The sequence below is a fragment of the Gordonia sp. SID5947 genome (assembly GCF_009862785.1).
In the GTDB taxonomy this organism is placed as follows: Bacteria; Actinomycetota; Actinomycetes; order Mycobacteriales; family Mycobacteriaceae; genus Gordonia.
On sequence record NZ_WWHU01000001.1, the window covers coordinates 1,600,713 to 1,620,014 of the forward strand.

Annotated in this window: 20 protein-coding genes and 1 pseudogene; 14 read left to right on the plus strand and 7 right to left on the minus strand. The window is 67.6% G+C overall.

Translation table 11 applies throughout. From position 1 onward, the window contains the following. Window positions 1–66: 66 nt before the first annotated feature. Genes GTV32_RS07385 through GTV32_RS07395 form a run of 3 tightly spaced genes read left to right on the plus strand, consistent with a single transcriptional unit; the run spans window position 67 to window position 1,941 of the window. A complete protein-coding gene (locus GTV32_RS07385) occupies window positions 67–681 on the plus strand; it encodes a YdcF family protein (protein WP_237421493.1) in 615 nt (204 codons plus the stop codon). 50 nt (window positions 682–731) lie between these two features. Next, window positions 732–1,106, plus strand: a complete 375-nt coding sequence (locus GTV32_RS07390) for a nitroreductase family deazaflavin-dependent oxidoreductase (RefSeq protein WP_161059584.1) — start codon at window positions 732–734, stop codon at window positions 1,104–1,106. Next, window positions 1,099–1,941, plus strand: a complete 843-nt coding sequence (locus tag GTV32_RS07395) for a dienelactone hydrolase family protein (protein ID WP_161059585.1) — start codon at window positions 1,099–1,101, stop codon at window positions 1,939–1,941. Before GTV32_RS07390 ends, GTV32_RS07395 begins: the two co-directional genes overlap by 8 nt. A 131-nt stretch (window positions 1,942–2,072) precedes the next feature. On the opposite strand, the gene purE is transcribed toward GTV32_RS07395, so the two are convergent. Then, complete coding sequence (purE, locus tag GTV32_RS07400; protein ID WP_272918260.1) at window positions 2,073–2,558, minus strand: 5-(carboxyamino)imidazole ribonucleotide mutase; 486 nt, start codon at window positions 2,556–2,558, stop codon at window positions 2,073–2,075. A 236-nt stretch (window positions 2,559–2,794) separates the two neighbouring features. After that, entirely contained in the window at window positions 2,795–4,039 is a 1,245-nt protein-coding gene (locus GTV32_RS07405) for a 5-(carboxyamino)imidazole ribonucleotide synthase (RefSeq protein WP_237421742.1), read from the minus strand. Between the two features lie 173 nt (window positions 4,040–4,212). Here GTV32_RS07405 and GTV32_RS07410 point away from each other — a divergent pair, with 173 nt between their 5' ends. Next, on the plus strand, window positions 4,213–4,773 hold the full coding sequence (locus tag GTV32_RS07410) for a GtrA family protein (protein ID WP_343287243.1): 561 nt from the start codon (window positions 4,213–4,215) through the stop codon (window positions 4,771–4,773). Here GTV32_RS07410 and GTV32_RS07415 read toward each other — a convergent pair. From GTV32_RS07415 to GTV32_RS07425, 3 genes are read right to left on the minus strand one after another with little or no spacing between them, the layout of a single operon-like run. After that, window positions 4,745–6,103 (minus strand): HAMP domain-containing sensor histidine kinase, encoded by a 1,359-nt coding sequence (locus GTV32_RS07415; RefSeq protein WP_161059587.1) that lies wholly within the window; start codon window positions 6,101–6,103, stop codon window positions 4,745–4,747. The genes GTV32_RS07410 and GTV32_RS07415 overlap by 29 nt on opposite strands. A 21-nt stretch (window positions 6,104–6,124) precedes the next feature. Beyond that, the gene (locus GTV32_RS07420; RefSeq protein WP_161059588.1) at window positions 6,125–6,799 is read right to left on the minus strand and encodes a response regulator transcription factor; all 675 of its coding nucleotides are present in this window, start codon (window positions 6,797–6,799) and stop codon (window positions 6,125–6,127) included. Then, a complete protein-coding gene (locus tag GTV32_RS07425; RefSeq protein WP_161059589.1) occupies window positions 6,796–7,371 on the minus strand; it encodes a PH domain-containing protein in 576 nt (191 codons plus the stop codon). The genes GTV32_RS07420 and GTV32_RS07425 overlap by 4 nt, the downstream gene beginning before the upstream one ends. 174 nt (window positions 7,372–7,545) lie before the next feature. Between GTV32_RS07425 and GTV32_RS07430 the strand changes: the two genes are divergently transcribed. Then, complete coding sequence (locus GTV32_RS07430; protein ID WP_161059590.1) at window positions 7,546–8,139, plus strand: hypothetical protein; 594 nt, start codon at window positions 7,546–7,548, stop codon at window positions 8,137–8,139. Between the two features lie 32 nt (window positions 8,140–8,171). Here the strand turns inward: GTV32_RS07430 and GTV32_RS07435 are convergent, their stop codons facing one another. After that, window positions 8,172–8,951 carry a biotin--[acetyl-CoA-carboxylase] ligase gene (locus GTV32_RS07435; protein ID WP_161059591.1) on the minus strand — a complete coding sequence of 260 codons (780 nt, stop codon included), beginning with the start codon at window positions 8,949–8,951 and terminating at the stop codon, window positions 8,172–8,174. 138 nt (window positions 8,952–9,089) lie between these two features. Here GTV32_RS07435 and GTV32_RS07440 point away from each other — a divergent pair, with 138 nt between their 5' ends. The 9 genes and pseudogenes from GTV32_RS07440 to GTV32_RS07480 all read left to right on the plus strand — a co-directional run bounded on the left by GTV32_RS07440 (window position 9,090) and on the right by GTV32_RS07480 (window position 18,395). Beyond that, on the plus strand, window positions 9,090–10,718 hold the full coding sequence (locus tag GTV32_RS07440; protein ID WP_161059592.1) for an acyl-CoA carboxylase subunit beta: 1,629 nt from the start codon (window positions 9,090–9,092) through the stop codon (window positions 10,716–10,718). Further along, complete coding sequence (locus tag GTV32_RS07445; RefSeq protein ID WP_161059593.1) at window positions 10,715–10,954, plus strand: acyl-CoA carboxylase subunit epsilon; 240 nt, start codon at window positions 10,715–10,717, stop codon at window positions 10,952–10,954. The genes GTV32_RS07440 and GTV32_RS07445 overlap by 4 nt, the downstream gene beginning before the upstream one ends. After that, a complete protein-coding gene (locus GTV32_RS07450; protein WP_343287244.1) occupies window positions 10,951–11,592 on the plus strand; it encodes a Maf family protein in 642 nt (213 codons plus the stop codon). The genes GTV32_RS07445 and GTV32_RS07450 overlap by 4 nt, the downstream gene beginning before the upstream one ends. A 27-nt stretch (window positions 11,593–11,619) precedes the next feature. After that, on the plus strand, window positions 11,620–12,942 hold the full coding sequence (locus tag GTV32_RS07455; protein WP_161059594.1) for a condensation protein: 1,323 nt from the start codon (window positions 11,620–11,622) through the stop codon (window positions 12,940–12,942). Between the two features lie 170 nt (window positions 12,943–13,112). Continuing rightward, a complete protein-coding gene (locus GTV32_RS07460; protein WP_161059595.1) occupies window positions 13,113–14,009 on the plus strand; it encodes a sulfurtransferase in 897 nt (298 codons plus the stop codon). Next, window positions 14,006–14,455 carry a SufE family protein gene (locus GTV32_RS07465; protein ID WP_161059596.1) on the plus strand — a complete coding sequence of 150 codons (450 nt, stop codon included), beginning with the start codon at window positions 14,006–14,008 and terminating at the stop codon, window positions 14,453–14,455. The genes GTV32_RS07460 and GTV32_RS07465 overlap by 4 nt, the downstream gene beginning before the upstream one ends. After that, complete coding sequence (locus tag GTV32_RS07470) at window positions 14,452–16,032, plus strand: condensation domain-containing protein (RefSeq protein WP_161059597.1); 1,581 nt, start codon at window positions 14,452–14,454, stop codon at window positions 16,030–16,032. The genes GTV32_RS07465 and GTV32_RS07470 overlap by 4 nt, the downstream gene beginning before the upstream one ends. Window positions 16,033–16,200: 168 nt before the next feature. After that, on the plus strand, window positions 16,201–18,018 hold the full coding sequence (locus GTV32_RS07475) for an acetyl/propionyl/methylcrotonyl-CoA carboxylase subunit alpha (RefSeq protein ID WP_161059598.1): 1,818 nt from the start codon (window positions 16,201–16,203) through the stop codon (window positions 18,016–18,018). A 15-nt stretch (window positions 18,019–18,033) separates the two neighbouring features. Continuing rightward, a pseudogene (locus GTV32_RS07480) lies at window positions 18,034–18,395 on the plus strand (hypothetical protein). A 9-nt stretch (window positions 18,396–18,404) separates the two neighbouring features. Here the strand turns inward: GTV32_RS07480 and GTV32_RS07485 are convergent. After that, window positions 18,405–19,166: a hypothetical protein gene (locus GTV32_RS07485; RefSeq protein ID WP_343287245.1), complete on the minus strand. Its 762-nt coding sequence runs from the start codon at window positions 19,164–19,166 to the stop codon at window positions 18,405–18,407. Window positions 19,167–19,302: the final 136 nt, after the last annotated feature.

The window sequence follows — 19,302 nt, forward strand, 5'->3', positions numbered from 1 at the left end:
AAAGGGAAAATTGCTCACTTGGTGGGCGCATGTGTCCTGAGTGTCGCAATTGCCGGGGCAGCGCCGATGGCAGCCGCACCCGCGCAGGCGTCACCGACCACGATGTTCAACGGCCTGATGTCGACTGTCGGCGGCTGTCAGACCCCGATCCCCGAACTGGTCAAGTGGTGCACCGACACCGAGCGCCTGACGCCCGAGGTCCCGATGATGCTCCAGCTGAATCCATTCGGCACCCGGATCGTCATCCTCGGCGCAGGTCTGAATCGAGACGGCTCGATGCCGCCCGTACTGGTCACACGGCTACAAGCAGGTCTGTCGCTGGCGCGGGGATTCCCGCCGGCCGGCATCATCACCACGGGTGGCCTCCCGAAGGCGGGCCGGACCGAGGCTCAGGCGATGCGGTCGTGGCTCATCGCCCACGGCGTGCCGGCCGCCCGGATAGCCACCGAGAACCGGTCACGCACAACGGTGGAGAACGCTCGATACACCGCCCGGATGCTGGCCGCCGGCCGGGCGACGGGCGCGGTGGTGGTCAGCAGTCCGAGCCACGTCAGGCGCGCGATGCTGAACTTCCGCACCGCGGTCAACGGCTCGATCCCGGTGGCCGGGGTGATCTCGGGATACACCAACGGCGCTGCCCCACCCGTCGGATCCGGGAGCGGGTCGTTCGGGTCGAGTTGATCTGACCACGGCCTTCCCGAAACGCCGCCGGTTGCGGCATGCTCGTAGCCATGAAGATCCCCAGTGCGGTAGCTCGTTTCAACAAGGTGGTCACCAATCCGATCCAGCGTCAATGGGCGCCACGCCTCGCTCCGTGGGCGATGATCGAGCACGTCGGTCGCAAATCCGGTAGGAAATACACGATTCCGGTGCTGGCGTGGGTCGATGGCGACCGGCTGTCCATCGTTCTGACCTACGGTCGCGACACCGATTGGGTACGCAACGTGCAGGCCGCCGGCGAGTTCGCGATCGTCCGAAAGTCGAAGCACCACAAGATCGTCAGGCCGAGGATCATCCCCTCGGACTCCCCCGACGTCGCCCGGGGCGCGCGTCCATTCGCACGCTTCTTCGATTCCGTGCTGACCGGGACGGTCGTCGATGGCTGAGGCCCGCACCACCGACGACCCGCTCGACGATTTCACCGCGCGCGACGTGACGATCGGGAGCACGACCCATCGTGTGTACACACAGGGTTCCGGTCCCGCGGTGATCGTGATCGCCGAGATGCCGGGGATCAGTCCCAAGGTTGCCGACTTCGCGCGCAAGATCGCCGGCAGGGGCCTGACCGCGGTGATGCCCTCGCTGTTCGGGGTGGACGGTCAAGACCCGCGACCATCGAACCTCGGCGTCGTCGGTGCCGCAAAGAACATGTACGGCACCATGATGCGCGCCTGCATCAGCCGTGAGTTCACCGTGCTGGCCACCGGTAAGGCCTCGCCCGTGGCCGACTGGCTGCGCGGTCTCGCCGCCGACGAACACGAGCGTTGCGGCGGACCCGGTGTGGGCGCCGTGGGGATGTGCTTCACCGGCGGATTCGCGCTCGCCATGGCGACCGACGACCGGTTGCTGGCGCCCGTCCTGTCCCAGCCGTCACTCCCCTTCGGCATCATCCCGTCGCGCAATCGCTCGATCGACATCAGCGACGCCGACCTCGCCGTGGTCAAAACCCGCTGCGCCGCCGGCCTACAAGTGATGGGCCTGCGTTTCGAGGGCGACCGTCTCTCTCCCCCGGGCCGATTCGATTTCCTCCGAGAGCAACTCGGCGATGCCTTCCTCGCCGTCGAGTTGCCGGATTCGGCGGCGAACCCCGACTCGATGCTGCCGAGACCACATTCGGTGTTGACGGAGGACCTGATCGACGAGCCCGGGCAACCGACATACGACACCCGGGAACAGGTCCTCGACTTCTTCGTCGAGAAGCTGCTGCCGACGTCGATGTGACCGGTCGGCGCAGACGCGTTCGGCAGATGCCCGTTGCGCGGCTGGTGAGTAGCGGGAATGCCCGACACGAGCGCGCATCGCCGCCCGACCACCGGCCGCTTTGACACTCGGATCGATGGTCGCCGGAGCGTTCAGCCGTTCCCGAGCAATCGGTCGCGCAGCGCCTGATCCTTCTCGAGCACCATGGTTTCCAGACCTTTCTGAAAATCCTCCATGCGCGAACGCAATCCGGCATCCGACGACGCGAGAATCCGGATCGCCAGAAGTCCTGCGTTGCGTGCGCCACCGATCGACACCGTTGCCACCGGAACGCCGGCGGGCATCTGCACGATGGACAACAACGAGTCCAGGCCGTCGAGGGTGCGCAGTTGCACGGGGACGCCGATCACCGGGAGCGGCGTCGCCGACGCAACCATGCCGGGCAGGTGGGCGGCACCGCCGGCGCCCGCGATGATCACCGAGATGCCGCGCGCAGCCGCACCGGCCGCGTAGTCGAGCATGCGCTGAGGTGTCCGGTGCGCCGAGACGACACCGACCTCGAAGGGCACGCCGAACTCCGCCAATGCCTCGGCGGCGGCCTCCATCGTCGGCCAGTCCGAATCACTGCCCATGATCAGCCCGACGCGCGGTCGGGTGGGGTCGGCGGCGACGGGATCGGAAGTCTCGGCGACCGTGTCCGTATCGGCGGTGTCCGTATCGGCGGTGTCCGCGTCGGCGGGATCCGTTGCGGGGAGCTCCGAGTCGGCGGTCTCCGCGTCGGCGGTGGTCCCCGTGACAACGTCCCCCACGGTGCGGTCGTCGCCGTCCGCCCCGGCCGTATCGGTCTCGGTGGTATCCGGCCCACTGTTGTCGGTCATGAGTGCACATCCCATCCATCGGTCCATTCGGCATCCGACATCCAGTGCGCGGCACGCTCGGCGCGCTCCCGGACCTCGGCCACCGAATCGGAGTCCGTACCAACAATGTTGACGTGACCGATCTTTCGATCGGGACGCTCGCCCTTACCGTACAGATGCACCTTGGCGTCGGGCATGCGCGCCATCAGGTGATGCAGGCGTTCGTCCATCGACATCGACGGCGCCTGCGCGGAACCCAGGATGTTCGCCATCACGGTGACAGGCGCCCGCGCAGCGGTGTCGCCGAGCGGATAGTCGAGGACCGCGCGCAGATGTTGTTCGAATTGCGAGGTGACGGCACCGTCCATGGTCCAGTGCCCGCTGTTGTGCGGTCGCATCGCCAGCTCGTTCACCAGCAACGTCCCGTCGGTGGTCTCGAACAACTCCATCGCCATCACACCGACGACCCCGAGTTCGGCGGCCAGCCGCAACGACATCTGCTGTGCCTCGGCTGCAACCTCTTCCGACAGGTCCGGCGCCGGTGCGAGCACCACGGCACACTGCCCTTTCCGCTGGACCGTCTCGACCACGGGCCACGCGCCGCCCTGCCCGAAGGGTGAACGAGCGATCATCGCGGAGAGCTCACGCCGCATCGACACCTTCTGCTCGACGATGAGGTCGACGCCGGCATCGACCTGTTCGTCGAACAACGAGAGCGCCACGTCGCGGTCGTCGATCAGCCACACTCCGCGGCCGTCATAGCCACCACGAATCGCCTTGAGAACCACCGACCAGCCGTGCCTGTCACCGAAATCCACGAAGCGCTCACGCGCGGCGCCACGGTCGCCGGTCAGATCGGCGAAGTCCGGAACCGGCAGGCCCAATTCGGCGAGCCGTATCCGCATCGCGAGCTTGTCCTGGGCGAAGTGCAGCGCCGCCGAGGGCGGCCGCACGGCCACCCCCTCCGCCTCCAGGGCCTGCAGGTGCGCCAGCGGTACGCCCTCATGGTCGAACGTCAGCGCGACCGCACCGTGAGCGGCCTCGCGCAGATCCGCCAGGTCGTCGTGGGAACCGATCACCACGTCCGCGCTGACCTGTGCGGCCGGATCGTCGGCGCTCCCGGCCAACACCCGGAGACACTGCCCCAGCGCGATCGCTGCCTGGTGGGTCATCCGGGCGAGCTGACCGCCACCGATCATCGTCACGGTTGGCATGCCGGTCTCCGACCGGGTCGGCATGCCGGTCTCCGACCGGGTCGGCATGCCGGTCTCCGACCGGGTCGGCACGCCGGTTCCGTACCTGGTCATGGGCTGTCTGGCCGCGGGGGATCACCGGCAGTGGAAGTCACGCGAAACATCGTGGCACGAGGGCGCCGCCATCCGCATGATTGCCCGGCGAAGTCGCTGTTCGGTTCCATTTCGTACACTCAGATCTTGTGCCCTTTATCGACGAGCTGGTCGCTCGACTACCCGCGCCGGTTCGACAGCTCGCGATGCGCCACCACGAACTCATCAAGTTCGCCCTCGTCGGCGGCACCACTTTCGTCTTCGACCTGGCGATCTTCTACCTGTTGACGTTCACCGTCCTGGAGCCCAAACCCGTCGTCGCGCGGATCATCTCCGGAACCCTGGCGACGATCCTCAACTACATACTCAACCGCGAATGGGCGTTCAAGAACCGCGGCGGCCGTGAGCGGCATCATGAGGCGTTGATCTTCTTCGTGATCAGCGGTGTCGGAGTGATCCTGGCCGCCGCGCCGCTCTGGGTGGCCAACAACGTGTTCGACCTGCGTAGCAATCTGAGCGTCACCGAACTGGTCATCGTGGACTTCATCCTCGGATTCCTCATCGGCAATCTGCTCCAGATGGCCTTCCGGTTCTGGGCTCTGCGCAAATTCGCCTTCCCCGAGGATCTGCTGCGCGGTGGCGACGCCGGCTCCACCGACCTGCATCCGACCGCGGAGGAGCTCAACGATGAGGAACTCGGTCACGCGTGATCGGTGACGGCTGACCGCGAACCGGACCACCGTCGCGATCATCGCCGTCGGTGTCGTCGGACTCACCGGTGTGTGCCGAGGGCACCACGATCGAGAACACGGCCGGCCGCCGCATCGTCAGCTCGAGTCGTCCGCCGTCGGCCTCGACGAGCGCGCGTGCCAGCGACAACCCGACCCCGTTGCCCCGACCGGCCGAGAATCCACGCCGGAAGATCAACCCGACCAGCTCGTCGTCGATGCCTGCCCCCTCATCGGCGACCGTGATCCGGAGCATGTCGGCGGACGGGAGGTCGTCGACATGCAATCGGCACATGCCTGAGCCGTGCTGCAATGCGTTGTCCACCAGCACACTCAGCGCCTCACGCAGTCGTCCCGGCCGCGCACTGACCGCCGTGGTCTGACCGTTGAAGGTCGCCGATATGGTTCGTCCCGCCGCGGCGAAGGCCGCCCGGAAATCCCCGATCAACGTCTCGACCATCTCCTCGACGTCGATGTGGTTGGGCACCGCTGGATCGTTTCGCGACGCGGCCACCATCTCGTCGAGCTCGCGCGACAACCGTTCCACCTGCTCGAGGGCCGCCTCGGCCTCACCGACCACCGCCGGGTCCGGGTGCAGCGACAGTTCGTCGAGGCGGAGTTGGATCGCCGTCAACCTGCTGCGCAGCTGATGGGACACATCACCCACGATCTCGCCCTCCCGCTCTAGGCGCAGGGCGATCTCCGAGTTCGCGTCGCCGAGCGCGCGGGACACCCGGTCGAGTTCGCTGATCCCATATGACTTCCACTCGGAGCGAAAGTCGCCCTTCGCCATCGCCGCCGCCCGCCCGGCGAGGTCGATCAACGGGTCGGCGACGCGTCCGGCGGTGACCGCTGCCACGATCGTGCCCGCGGCGATCGAACTCGCGACCACGAGCGCGACGATCCCGATCGCAGCGAGCTGGTCGTCGCGCACCTGACTGAGAGGGATCTCCAGGAGAAGCGATCCGGCGTTACCGAGCGCGATGGAGTCCGACATGGTCGCGCCGTCGATCGGCGCACCGATCACGGTCTCGGCCTCGGCACCCGCGCCGACCGGATATCGAACGGTCAGACGACCGTCCTCGGGCAACAGCAGCCGGAAGGCCTCGGTGTCCAGTGAACCGGCCGACACCAGCCCCCGTGCACCCTCCTGACGAATCAACTGCGCGGAGATCAGCTTGAGTCGCGAGTCCAGGTTCTGGTGGGCGTTGTCCGACACCCACCACCATGCGATCACGCTCAACGGGATGCCCAGCAGCAGACCGACCGCCACGATCATGGCGATCATCGTGTTCAGGATCCGGCGGCGCATGCGGTGTTCCCGACCAGCCGATCAGGGGTCGAACCGGAATCCGACACCGCGCACGGTGACGATGTGCCGCTGGCGGTCGTGCTGGTCGTCGCCGATCTTTCGACGCAGCCACGAGATGTGCATGTCGAGCGTCTTCGACGACCGCAGATCGGCCGATCCCCACACCTCGGTCAGGATCTCGTCGCGGCTCACCACCTGCCCCGGACGTTCCATCAGGAACCGCAACAGATCGAACTCGCGATTGGCCAGCACGAGGTCGGCACCGTCGACGAGCACGCGCCGACCGCGCGTGTCGAGCTGGATGTCTCCTCCATCGAGGACCACGTCTGCGCTCTGTTGCCGACGCAGCAGTGCCCGTACCCGTGCCAGCAGTTCGGCCAACCGGAAGGGTTTGCCGACGTAGTCGTCGGCGCCGGCATCCAGACCGACGACGAAATCGACCTCGTCGGTCCGCGCGGTGAGCATCAGAACCGCGAGTTGGGGTCGCGCGGTCCGGATGCGTCGGCACACCTCGAGACCGTCGATCTCGGGCAGGCCGAGATCGAGGATGAGCAACTCGAAGCGGTTGTCCATCGCCTGGTCTAACGCTTCGGCCCCGTCGGTGACCACCTGGCAGCCATACCCCTCGCGCGTGAGTGCGCGCGCCAGCGGTTCGGCGATGGCGACATCGTCCTCGGCCAGCAGTACATCGGTCACCTTCCGACCCCCTCGTCGTGCCGTCGGTCGGGGTGACCGTCGCCGGCCGGCCCGATCTCGTCGGAAACCGCGTCCTCATGTGTGTCGAGGACCTCGTGATAGAGCATCGCGTGCACCCGCTCCACCTGCGGGATGTCGTCGAACGACAAGGGCTCGTCGGATGCCGACTCGATGATCAGCGTGCCCGTCCGGAGCATCCGGTCAATCGGTCCGTGCCGGAACTCGACGGTGTTGATCCGCCGGATCGGGATGTCGATGCCGGATCTGGTGAGAATGCCGTTGCGGTAGATCACCCGCCGATCGGTGAGGACGAAATGGGTCGTCTTCCATGAGACCAGCGGCCGGACGAAGTACCACACGAACCCGAGCAGCCACAGCACACCGATGATGATCAGCAGCACCGTCGAGACGGTCGAGTCCAGAGTTGACCCGCTGACCATTCCGGCCAGCACGCCCGCGACAGCGGTCACCAGAAGGAACACCAGGAACGGCCCCAGCAGGCATTTCCAGTGCGGATGCCGGTGCAGGACGATCTCCTCGCCGGGAGCGAGGTTCTCGCGTGGGTAGGACATGGCAGTCAGCTTAATGCGCATCACGCACCCAGAGACGCGGCTCGACCCCCACCCGCGAGGCACGACCACATCGCCGCGCCGCACACGAGCGCCACCGAGGTCGGCCGATCAGCACACGTACACTACCTACAGACGCGTACCGGTCCGACCGCCGAGAAGGTCAAGGAGAACACCATGAGTTATCGCGACCCGCGTGACCCGTACGACCCACGAACCGCCAGGTACGAGAGCGGATATCCGCCCGAGTCGCAGGCGTACAGCCGGTCGGATCCACACGCACAGCCCGGACCGGCCGAGTACTCCGAGGCCTACCCGCCTCCCGCACCGCGCCAGAAACCCCGGCTGGGTCCCAACGTGAATCCGACCATGTTCATCGGCGGCATCGTGATGACGGGCGTCGTCACCGGCCTCGCCGCGTGGTTGGCGGCGTGGGTGATCCGCGCGATCGTCGAGAGGGTCAACGAGGCCGGCAGGTTCGGCGTGTGGAATCCCTTGGCCCGCGACGAGATCTGGTTCGCCGTGGTCGGATTCCTCTGTGCCCTGGCGGCGGGGGCATTGTGGTACGTCCTGCAGATGGTCACGCCCTCGCCGAATCAGTTCTTCCGGTGGATCGTGGGTCTGCTCATCGCCGGCGCCGTGATCATCCCGTTGGTCTTGTCGTCGGAGCTGTCCGTGGGGATCGCCACGGCGGTCCTGCATCTGATCATCGGCCTACCGATCCTGGCGCTGGTCCCGGCCATGGGACACAAGAGCGTCCAGCAGGCCTGAGCCACCCGGCACTCGGCGGACGTCGTCCCTGATCAGTCGATCGGCCGCAGGTGGGTGACGTCCCCGGCGGCCGCCACCACCTCTCGGCCGTCGACGTCGATCACGATCCGCCCGGTGCGATCGATGCGGACGGCGGTGCCCACCAACTCGTTGTCCCCCGGGAGCACCAACCGCACCCGTCGGCCGAGAGTGTCGCTGCGGTCGCGGTACATGTCCGCCAGCCTGTCGACGTCGGCGGGCCACAGTGCCAACAGCTCGGACAGGGCCCGCAGGAACTGTTCGGCGATGTCGGCAGGTGCCACCTCGTCCCCGGTGACGATCAGGAGTGAGGTCGCCGTCGGCACCGGCAGTTGATCTTCGGTCATCGCCGTGTTGAGCCCGACACCGATGACCGCCACCCCGCCCGTGGGCGTCTGCGTGTACTCGGAGAGGATGCCGGCGATCTTCCGGTCGTCGACAAGGACGTCGTTCGGCCACTTGAGGGTCGGCCGCCGGCCCGCGACGGCCTCCACCGCCCGGGCGACCGCCAGACCGGCGATCAGCGACAACCAGCCGAGATGCTCCGTGTCGCCGCCGACTGCGACAGCCGACGACATGGCGAGTTGGCCACCGGCCGGTGCCGACCAGACCCGTGCGTGACGCCCACGCCCGGTCGTCTGGTCGGTGGTGACACGAACCGTCCCACCGATCTCCTCGGACGCGGCCCGGGCGATCAGGTCGGCATTCGTCGAACCCGTCGACTCGACCACCTCGACCGTGTGCCAGCAGGTGTCAGCGAGATTCTCCACGAGCGCAGCGCCATCCAGGGTCATACCCATGACGCTACTGCGATCGCACGGCCCGTCCCACACCCTGCGCCACAAGCCCGACCGATCGCTCGGGAACATGAGGTGTATCTCACGTTGATCCGGTTGACGTGGCTCACAGTCGGGTAGTTAGCATCGTTGTTCATGACGACTGCTTCGCGCGATGACGGCGCCGCTCCCGACATCCACACGACGGCGGGAAAGCTCGCCGATCTGCGTAATCGCCTCGAAGAGACCAAGCACCCGGTGGGCGAGGCCGCGGTCGACAAGATCCACGACAAGGGCAAGCTGACCGCGCGTGAGCGCATCACCCACTTGCTCGACGAGGGGTCGTTCGTCGAATTGGACGCGCTCGCGCGCCACCGCAGCACCAACTTCGGGTTGGCCGAGCGCCGCCCGCTCGGCGACGGCGTGGTGACCGGTTACGGCACCATCGACGGTCGCGAGGTGTGCATCTTCTCGCAGGACGCCACCGTCTTCGGCGGCAGCCTCGGTGAGGTCTACGGCGAGAAGATCGTCAAGGTCATGGATCTCGCGATCAAGACCGGCCGTCCGCTGATCGGCATCAACGACGGCGCAGGCGCCCGCATCCAGGAGGGCGTCGTCTCGCTCGGCCTCTACGGCGAGATCTTCCACCGCAACGTCCGTGCATCCGGTGTCATCCCGCAGATCTCGCTGATCATGGGCGCCGCCGCTGGTGGTCACGTCTACTCGCCCGCGCTCACCGACTTCGTGGTGATGGTCGATCAGACCAGCCAGATGTTCATCACCGGCCCCGACGTCATCAAGACGGTGACCGGCGAGGACGTCACGATGGAGGACCTCGGCGGTGCGCACACCCACATGTCGAAGTCCGGCACCGCCCACTACGTCGCCCAGGACGAAGAGGACGCACTCGAGTACGTGAAGGAACTGCTGGGATACCTCCCCAGCAACAACCGGGCCGAGGCGCCACGCCTCCCGGTCGCGGAGCCGGCCGCCGGGTCCATCGAGGACACCCTGACCGATGAGGACCTCGAACTCGACACCCTGATCCCGGACTCCCCGAACCAGCCTTACGACATGCACGAGGTGATCCGCCGGATCCTCGACGACGACGAGTTCCTCGAGGTCCAGGCCGAGTACGCCACCAACGTGGTGGTCGGCTTCGGCCGCGTCGACGGCCGCAGCGTCGGTATCGTCGCCAACCAGCCGACACAGTTCGCCGGATGTCTCGACATCAAGGGCTCGGAGAAGGCCGCCCGATTCGTCCGCACCTGCGACGCCTTCAACATCCCGATCGTCACCCTGGTCGACGTTCCCGGCTTCCTGCCCGGCACCGATCAGGAGTACAACGGCATCATCCGTCGCGGCGCCAAGTTGCTCTACGCCTACGGCGAGGCCACCGTCGGCAAGATCACCATCATCACCCGCAAGGCCTACGGCGGCGCATACGACGTGATGGGCTCCAAGCACATGGGTGCCGACGTGAACCTCGCGTGGCCGACCGCGCAGATCGCGGTCATGGGCGCGTCGGGTGCCGTCGGGTTCGTCTACCGCGGTCAGCTCAAGGAGGCCCAGGCCAACGGCGACGACGTCGACGCGTTGCGACTCCAGCTGCAGCAGGAGTACGAGGACACGCTGGTGAACCCGTACGTTGCCGCCGAGCGCGGCTACGTCGACGCCGTGATCCCGCCCAGCCACACCCGTGGCCAGGTGGCCACCGCCCTGCGACTGCTGGAGCGCAAGATGGTCACCCTGCCGCCGAAGAAGCATGGGAACATCCCCCTATGAGCGACACCGTCGACACCCAGAACGACTCCGCTGCCGCACAGCCGCTGCTACGCGTCGTGCGTGGCAATCCGAGTGATGAAGACGTCGCCGTCCTCGCGTCGCTGATCGCCGCGGCCGCCGGATCCTCGCCGAGCGGGCCGGTCGATGCCGGCCCGCGCGACGATTGGGGTCGGCCCGAGGACCGGTTGCGTCCCATCTGGGGAGCGCCGACCAGCTTCACCAACCTGAGGGCGTGACCACCGTCTCGGTGGTGCTCGGATCCGCGTCGCCTGCCCGGCTGCGGGTGCTGCGGGCCGCCGGGCTGGACCCGCGGGTGATCGTCTCCGACGTCGACGAGGACGCAGTACTCGACGCCCTGCCCGATGCGCCACCCGAGCAGGTGGTGGTACGCCTCGCGGGCGCCAAGTCGGACGCCGTGGTCGCCGCGATACTCGCGGGCGACGACCACGCGGGCGATACGGTGGTGCTGACCTGTGACTCCATGCTGCTGTTCGACGGTGCGCTCAGCGGGAAGCCGCACACCGTGGACGTGGCGCGCGACCGGTGGCGGCGGATGCGGGGGCGGTCCGCGGAACTGTTGACCGGACACTGGGTCTCGCGCATCGAGGGGTCCCGCGTCGTCGGTACGGCGAACGCATCAGCGGCCACCACGATCCACTTCGCCGACATCGACGACGCGACCATCGACGCCTACGCGGCGACCGGTGAGCCGCTCGCGGTCGCGGGCGCGTTCACCCTCGACGGCCTCGGCGGCTGGTTCGTGGAGGCCATCGACGGCGATCCCTCATCGGTGATCGGGATCGGACTGCCGACGGTTCGTCGGCTCCTCGCCGACGTGGGAGTCGACGTGACGACGTTGTGGCATCTCCCCTGACCCGGTCGGCCACGAGAGGATGCGCCCGTGAAGCTCTGCGGTGACGATGCCGTCGAGATCGAGCCGGGCACGGTCATCCGCTGGGGACTGTCCGCGACCGCCGAAGCCCGACCGGTGTCGGTCCCGGCGTCGGAGAACGAGAAGTTCCACCTCGACGCGGCGCGGCGTGACGGCTCCGCCGGATGGCTCGCGCTGACGGTCGAGTTCGCCGAGGCGCTGAACGTCGACGACATCACCCGCGGCCTCCGGAGGCTGGTGGACCGCCACGAGGTCCTGCGGTGTCACTTCGTCTCCTCCGACGGCGGGCACATCCGCCACCTGCTACCGGTGGGTGGCCTCACGGTGCAGCCGGTGGCCACCGAGCCCCCGCTCGCCGACGGTCTGGTGGACGACATCGCAACGGTGTGTTCGCCGTTCGGACCGCTACGGCATTATCTCGCAGCGGTCCGCCGGCCGTCGTCGACGACCGTGATCCTCGCCTTCGACCACTGCTACGTCGACGCCTACTCACTCGCCGTCATCGCAGCAGACCTCGTCGACGACCTCTCGGACACGACGGTCACGCAGCCGGCGAGCTTTCTGGACATCCGGGCGGTCGAGGAGGCCGCAACGCCTGTGGGCCCCGGAGACCGGCGTCTGCGGCGGTGGGGCGAATTCCTCGCCGCGAACCACTGGACCGTCCCCGAGTTCCCCCTCGATCTCGGCCTCGCTCCCGGCGACACCGCCCCGGTGCGCACGGAGGTTCGCGCGCTCATGTGCGCCACGACGGCCCGCCGCTTCGAGCGGACCGTGCACACGCTCGACGCGCGAACGTACCCGGCGTTGCTCACGGCGGTGGCCGAAGCGGTCCACACCGTCGGCGGGCCGTCCGAGCTGCCCACCATCATTCCGGTCCACACCCGCCACCGCGCCACCGACCGCACAGCCGTCGGCTGGCTGGTCGGCAACGCCCCCATCCTTCTCAGCGGGTCAGGTCAGCGCGCAACCACCTTGCGCGCGAACACAACACGGCTCGGCGATGCACTTCCGCTCGCCCGGATCGGCCTCACGCCCGTGTACCGGGCCTACGGCGACCTGATCCGAGCCGTGCGGCACGACGTCTTCATGGTGTCCTACGTCGACTATCGCAAGCTCGGTCTGCCGGCGTCGGTGACCACTCGGCAGATCTCGAGTCCACGCCGCGCCGACACCGCACAGTTCTGGTTCTGGCGTGACGCGGACGGTGTCCATCTGCGGGCCAGGTATCCGGACACCGCGCTCGCGCGGGCGACGATGGCCGGCGTGCTCGAAGCGGTCGACGACCGCCTCCGCGTCGTCTCGTCCGGCGTGCTGTGCCGTCAGGTGGGGTGAACCGGGCACGCTCGATGAACGAGCGAGCCCAGGCCTCGTCCACGCCGCGGCACGCGGCCGACCATGCGACTTGAACTGTGGGTAGGCTCATGTGCGAGACACGTACGTCGGTGGGTCCGCCACAGTCCAGCCCGTCGCGGACCGACGACACATCACGAAGGGGACCGCAGTTGAGCGTTGAGACCGATCCGAATCCGGCGTTCGCCGACTACGCCCACCCGGAGCGCCTCGTCACGACGCAGTGGCTCTCGGCACATCTCGGTGCCAAGGGACTCAAGATCATCGAGTCCGACGAAGACGTCCTGCTTTTCGACATCGGCCACATCCCGACTGCCCAGAAGGTCGATTGGCATCTGCACCTGAACGACCCGGTGACACGGGATTACATCAACGGTGAACAGTTCGCCGAACTGATGCGTAGCAAGGGCATCGAACGCGACGACACGATCGTCATCTACGGCGACAAGAGCAACTGGTGGGCGGCCTACGCGCTCTGGGTGTTCACACTCTTCGGTCACGAGGACGTGCGACTGCTCGACGGCGGCCGGGACGCCTGGATGTCCGAGGACCGCGAGACATCGTTCGACGTCCCCGACTATCCCCGCTCCGACTACCCCGTCGTGGAGCGTGACGACACGCTGATCCGGGCGTTCGCGCCCGAGGTTCTCGGCGCGCTCGGTTCCGAACCCCTCGTCGACGTCCGATCGCCGCAGGAGTACAGCGGAGAACGCACCCACATGCCCGACTACCCCGAGGAGGGCGCGCTGCGCGGTGGACACATCCCCACCGCGATCTCCATCCCGTGGGCCAAGGCCGCCGCTCCCGACGGCCGGTTCCGCGCCAAGGCCGAACTGGACGAGATCTACGGCGATCTCGAGCCGTCGACGCCGACGATCGCCTACTGCCGGATCGGCGAGCGCTCGAGTCACACCTGGTTCGTGCTGACCCACCTGCTCGGCTTCGGGAACGTGCGCAACTACGACGGCTCCTGGACCGAGTGGGGCAACGCGGTGCGGGTGCCGATCGCCGTCGGCACGGAACCCGGCTCGGCACCCGCTTCGGCATGAGCCTCCCGGCCGCGCTCGCCGAGATCGTCGATGACTTCGGCGCACTCGGCGATGCCGACAAGGTGACCCTCCTGTTGGAGTTCTCCCGCGAGCTCCCCGACCTGCCCGAGCATCTACTCGAGGATGCGATGGAGCCGGTCCCCGAATGCCAGTCTCCGGTGTTCCTGTCGGTCGACGCGTCGGAGCCGGCGTCGGTGCGCTTGCACTTCAGCGCCCCACCGGAAGCCCCGACCACACGTGGCTTCGCATCGATCCTGCATCAAGGTCTCGACGGCGCGTCCGCCGACGACATCCTCGCCGTACCGGCCGACTTCTACCACGATCTGGGCCTCGGTTCGGCGGTGAGTCCCCTGCGACTGCGCGGCATGGCGGGCATGCTCGCCCGGATCAAGGGTCAGGTGCGTGCGCAGACCGCCGGGTCCGGTGGGCCGCCCGCCACGACATGAAGTTCATCCAGATCCTCGAGGAGCCGATCGAGCCAGGCGGTCTCGTCGAGTGGATGCCCTACGTCCCGGGTGGGCTGGGCAACTGGAGTCACGACTCCCGATTGACCTCCCACAATCACGAACAACACCTTCGGTCCGCCTTCGAATACCGTTTGCGGACACGCCGAGAAGGTGGCCGGGAATCGTGGCTCGGCCTGTCCATCGAGTTCGACGAGCCACTGTCGATCCCCGCGATCCGCAGCACCCTGATGACGTGGATCGACCGTCACGAGGTCCTCCGGAGCCACGTCGTCATCAAGGGTGACGGCCTCCAACGACTGAGTACGGCCGAGGGCACCGTCAAGCTCAAGATGGGCCGGATCGGCTGGTACACCCAGTCCGGCCCACTCGTCGAGCAGATCGCCGGTGCCTTCGACCGGGCGACCGCACCCCTGCACTGGCCCGCCTACATGTTCGCCACGGTGGGTCGCGAGGACTCCTTCACGTTGCTGTTCGCCGCCGACCACTCGCTGGTCGACGGCTACTCGCTGATCATGGCCCAACAGGAACTGGTGACGCTCTACCGCGCGGCTCGCGATCGCACCGAGCCCGACCTGCCGCCCGTCGGCAGTTACGTCGACTTCAGCGCCGAGGAACGTCGGCAGGCCGACCAGACCGGCGCTGACCATCCTGCGGTGGCCACCTGGTCGTCATTCCTGCGCACCGGACGCGGCGACCTGCCCGGCTTCGACTATCGAGACAATGGCGCAGGCGGCGCCATGGTTCGCCCCGCTGCCGACGACGCCACCGGCGAGCTCGCCCCCGCTCCCGAAGAAGGCTCTGTCCCGCAGGATTCGATCACCGGGGTCGTCCTCGACGACGATGCCGCAAACCGGTTCACCGCGGTGTGTTCACAAGCGGGCGGCACACTGACCGCCGGGGTGCTGGCGGCCTTCGCCATGGTCTACCACGAACGCACCGGAGACCCTGAGTTCCGTTGCGTCCTGCCGCGACACACGCGCGATCACAGCCGATGGCTGACCGCCCTCGGTTGGTTCGTCGCGGTGGCGCCGTTCTGCCTCGACGTCTCCGACTCCCCCACCTTCGATCAAGCCGTGACGCGGGCCACCGCGGAGCTGAAACGGTCCCGGCAAGGGGCGTCCCTCCCATTCCTGCGCGTCGCCGAACTCATCGGCTACCAGGGCGAGCCGCATTTCGTCATCTCGTTCATCGACACCCGGTACGCACCCGGCGCCGCCGAGGCCGATGCAGGCCGCGCCAAGGTGCTGCGCAGTCACAGCTACGCCACCGACGAGGTGTTCATCTGGATCAACCGGACGCCATCCGGTATGCGTGTTTCGGCACGCTTCCCGGCCAGCGCAGACACCGTCGTCGGCCCCATCGTCGATGCGACGACAGACGTGAACAATCTCACTGACACCACCTTCGACGACACCAGGGCCGACGGCACCGGGGCCGACGACACCGCCGCATCGGTACACGCCTACCTGCGCCGTTTCACCGAGCTCCTCCGAGCCATCGGCGACAGCAGCACCTTCGGTGTCCCGAACGCACCCGTCCCCCGACCGAGCAATTGATCGGTGGGCTAGGGTATTGCCCTGAGCGCGTGGCACCTAGACTCCAAGTGTCATGCGTCACCCTGGTCGGCCACCACCATGTCCGTCACGGGGTGGACCCAAGAACGAGTGTGATGCCCGACCACCAGCCGGTGTCGCCCGACGACGACACGACGCCCAGGAGAACAAGTGCCTAGTCCCTCTGCGAACAGCTCGACCACTATTTCCAAGGTGCTCATCGCCAATCGCGGTGAGATCGCCGTCCGCGTGATCCGCGCAGCCCGCGACGCCGGGCTCCCCAGTGTCGCCGTGTACGCAGAGCCGGACGCCGACGCACTGTTCGTCAAGCTCGCAGACGAGGCGTTCGCCCTGGGTGGTCAGACCTCCGCCGAGTCGTACCTGGTGTTCGACAAGATCCTCGACGCGGCAGCCAAGTCCGGCGCGAACGCGATCCACCCCGGATACGGTTTCCTCTCGGAGAACGGCGACTTCGCACAGGCTGTCATCGACGCCGGACTGATCTGGATCGGGCCGTCCCCGCAGTCGATCCGCGACCTCGGTGACAAGGTCACCGCACGCCACATCGCCCTCAAGGCCAACGCCCCGATGGCGCCGGGTACCAAGGATCCCGTGAAGGATGCCGACGAGGTCGTCGCCTTCGCCAAGGAGCACGGTGTGCCGGTCGCGATCAAGGCCGCATTCGGCGGTGGTGGTCGCGGAATGAAGGTCGCCTACACGATCGAGGAGATCCCGCACCTGTTCGAGTCGGCCACCCGCGAGGCGATCTCCGCCTTCGGTCGTGGCGAGTGCTTCGTCGAGCGCTACCTCGACAAGGCGCGCCACGTGGAGGCGCAGGTCATCGCCGACCAGCACGGCAACGTCATCGTCGCGGGTACCCGCGACTGCTCACTGCAGCGTCGCTTCCAGAAGCTGGTCGAGGAGGCACCTGCACCCTTCCTGACCACCGAACAGCGCGACCGCATCCACGCCTCCGCCAAGGCGATCTGCCGAGAGGCCGGTTACTACGGCGCGGGCACGGTCGAGTTCCTCGTCGGAGCCGACGGTCTCGTCTCCTTCCTGGAGGTCAACACCCGACTTCAGGTCGAGCACCCGGTCACCGAGGAGACCTCGGGTATCGATCTCGTCCGCCAGCAGTTCCGGATCGCCAACGGCGACAAGCTGGAGATCTCCGAGGATCCGACACCTCGCGGGCATTCCTTCGAGTTCCGCATCAACGGCGAGGACGCCGGCCGCAACTTCCTCCCCGCCCCGGGCCCCGTCACGGTCTACAAAGAGCCGACCGGTCCCGGTGTGCGCGTCGACTCGGGCGTCGTCGCGGGCGACGTCATCGGGGGTCAGTTCGACTCGATGCTCGCCAAGCTGATCGTCACCGGCGAGAACCGCGAACAGGCGCTCGAGCGCTCGCGTCGCGCTCTCGCCGAGTTCCAGGTCGAAGGACTCGCGACGGTCATCCCGTTCCACCGGCACATCGTCGAGAACCCGGCATTCCACGGTCACGTCGACGAGAACGGTGACGAGAAGTTCGACGTCTACACCAAGTGGATCGAGACCGACTGGGAGAACCCGATCGAGCCGTACACCGGTGGTGAGCCGATCGAAGAAGACGAGTCGCTGCCGCGTCAGAACGTGGTGGTCGAGGTCGGTGGCCGTCGCGTCGAGGTCTCGCTGCCCGGCGACCTCGCACTCGGCGGCGGCGGAGGCAGCGCCAACGGCGTGGTCCGCAAGAAGCCGAAGGCACGTTCACGCAAGAAGGGCGGCGGCGCCGCCGCCTCCGGTGATGCCGTGCAGGCACCGATGCAGGGCACTGTCGTCAAGGTCGCGGTCGAGGAGGGCCAGGAGGTCTCCGCGGGCGAGCTCGTGGTCGTGCTCGAGGCGATGAAGATGGAGAACCCGGTCACCGCGCACAAGGACGGTGTGGTCACCGGCCTGGCTGTCGAGGCCGGTGCCGCGGTGACCCAGGGCACCATGCTCCTCGAGTTGAAGTAGCAACTCCCCAACTGCATGAATCCGGTCGAGATCAACGCCGGGACGTGGTATCTGCGAGCGCTGCGCGCTGACGAGCGGATGACCGACGTCCCGGCGTTGTCGGATCTGGGCATCGTCGACCCGGACGCCTACGTTTCGGCCGCGAACGCGGCCTGGTCGGACGAGACACGCTACGTCTGGGCTGTCTGCATTCCCACGACCGGTGAACTCGTCGCGCTGGTCGGCGTCGCGCCAGACGCCGACGGTACTCGACTGTGGGGCCGTGCCCGGACAGGTCACGAGGAGGCCTTGGCGGCTTCCCTGCCCCGGTGAGCCGTTTCGCAGAGGGCGCCCTCGGCCTCACGATCAGCTCGACCGATACCGCCACCGGCGGCTGACCCGTGCGCTCACAGGAGCGAAGTCGCCGACCACCCCGGACTCGGAGCCATCGTGGGCCACGGCTGCCGGCTGTGAGCCGGCGCACGCTGGGGCACACCCGGCGGGGTCATCGTCGCGCAGGCGTTCTGATCGCCGGTCGGCGTCGGATAGATGGCCGCAAAATCCAGCCGGGTGGTGCGCCAGTCACCGAACATGTCCCCGTCCGGAGTGCGGTTGGTGCCGCTCCGGACGTCGGGCGGCCCGGCGCCGACTCGGCGGAAGTCGATCTCCACCGGTCGCGGCGGATCGCTGCGCGACGTCCATGACGACCCGCTTGCCCGGTCGTCGCGAACGGACCGATATCCGTGCCGGCACAGCACGATCCGTGTCCAGTTGCCGTCGTCCACCCGGCGCAGGCCCGTGAAGATCGCGGTGCCGACGCCCGGCCTCTCCGACGACACGTCGGGCGGATAGGCGGCGATCATGCTGTCGATGTTCGACGGCGACGCCGCGACGAATCCGTGGTAGCCCCACGTCGTCGACCGGCCCGCATCGGCGAGTTCGAACGATTCGATGTAGGCGCGGACGAAGGTGCCCTCCGGACCGAAGAGTCCGAACACCGGGCTCGGCATCCATCGGAACGTGATGTCGAGTTCGGCCGGCCCGTGTTCGGCCGTTCCGGGCTCGGGGCCCACCGGCACGCCTGGGCTGCCTCCACACCCGCAGATCAGGACCATCGCGAGGCCGGCAGCCGCCAGCGCGGCGGCAGGTCCGTGGTGTGCTCGCGTCACGACGACCACCTCCTCACCCGCTGGTTCCCGGGCTGTCGGCTCACCTGCACACTAAGCGGGTCGACATGCGCGCCGCGGCGTCACCGTGCATCGGAATGGCGACGAGAAGGCAACGAATCCGCAGAGGCGTGGACGT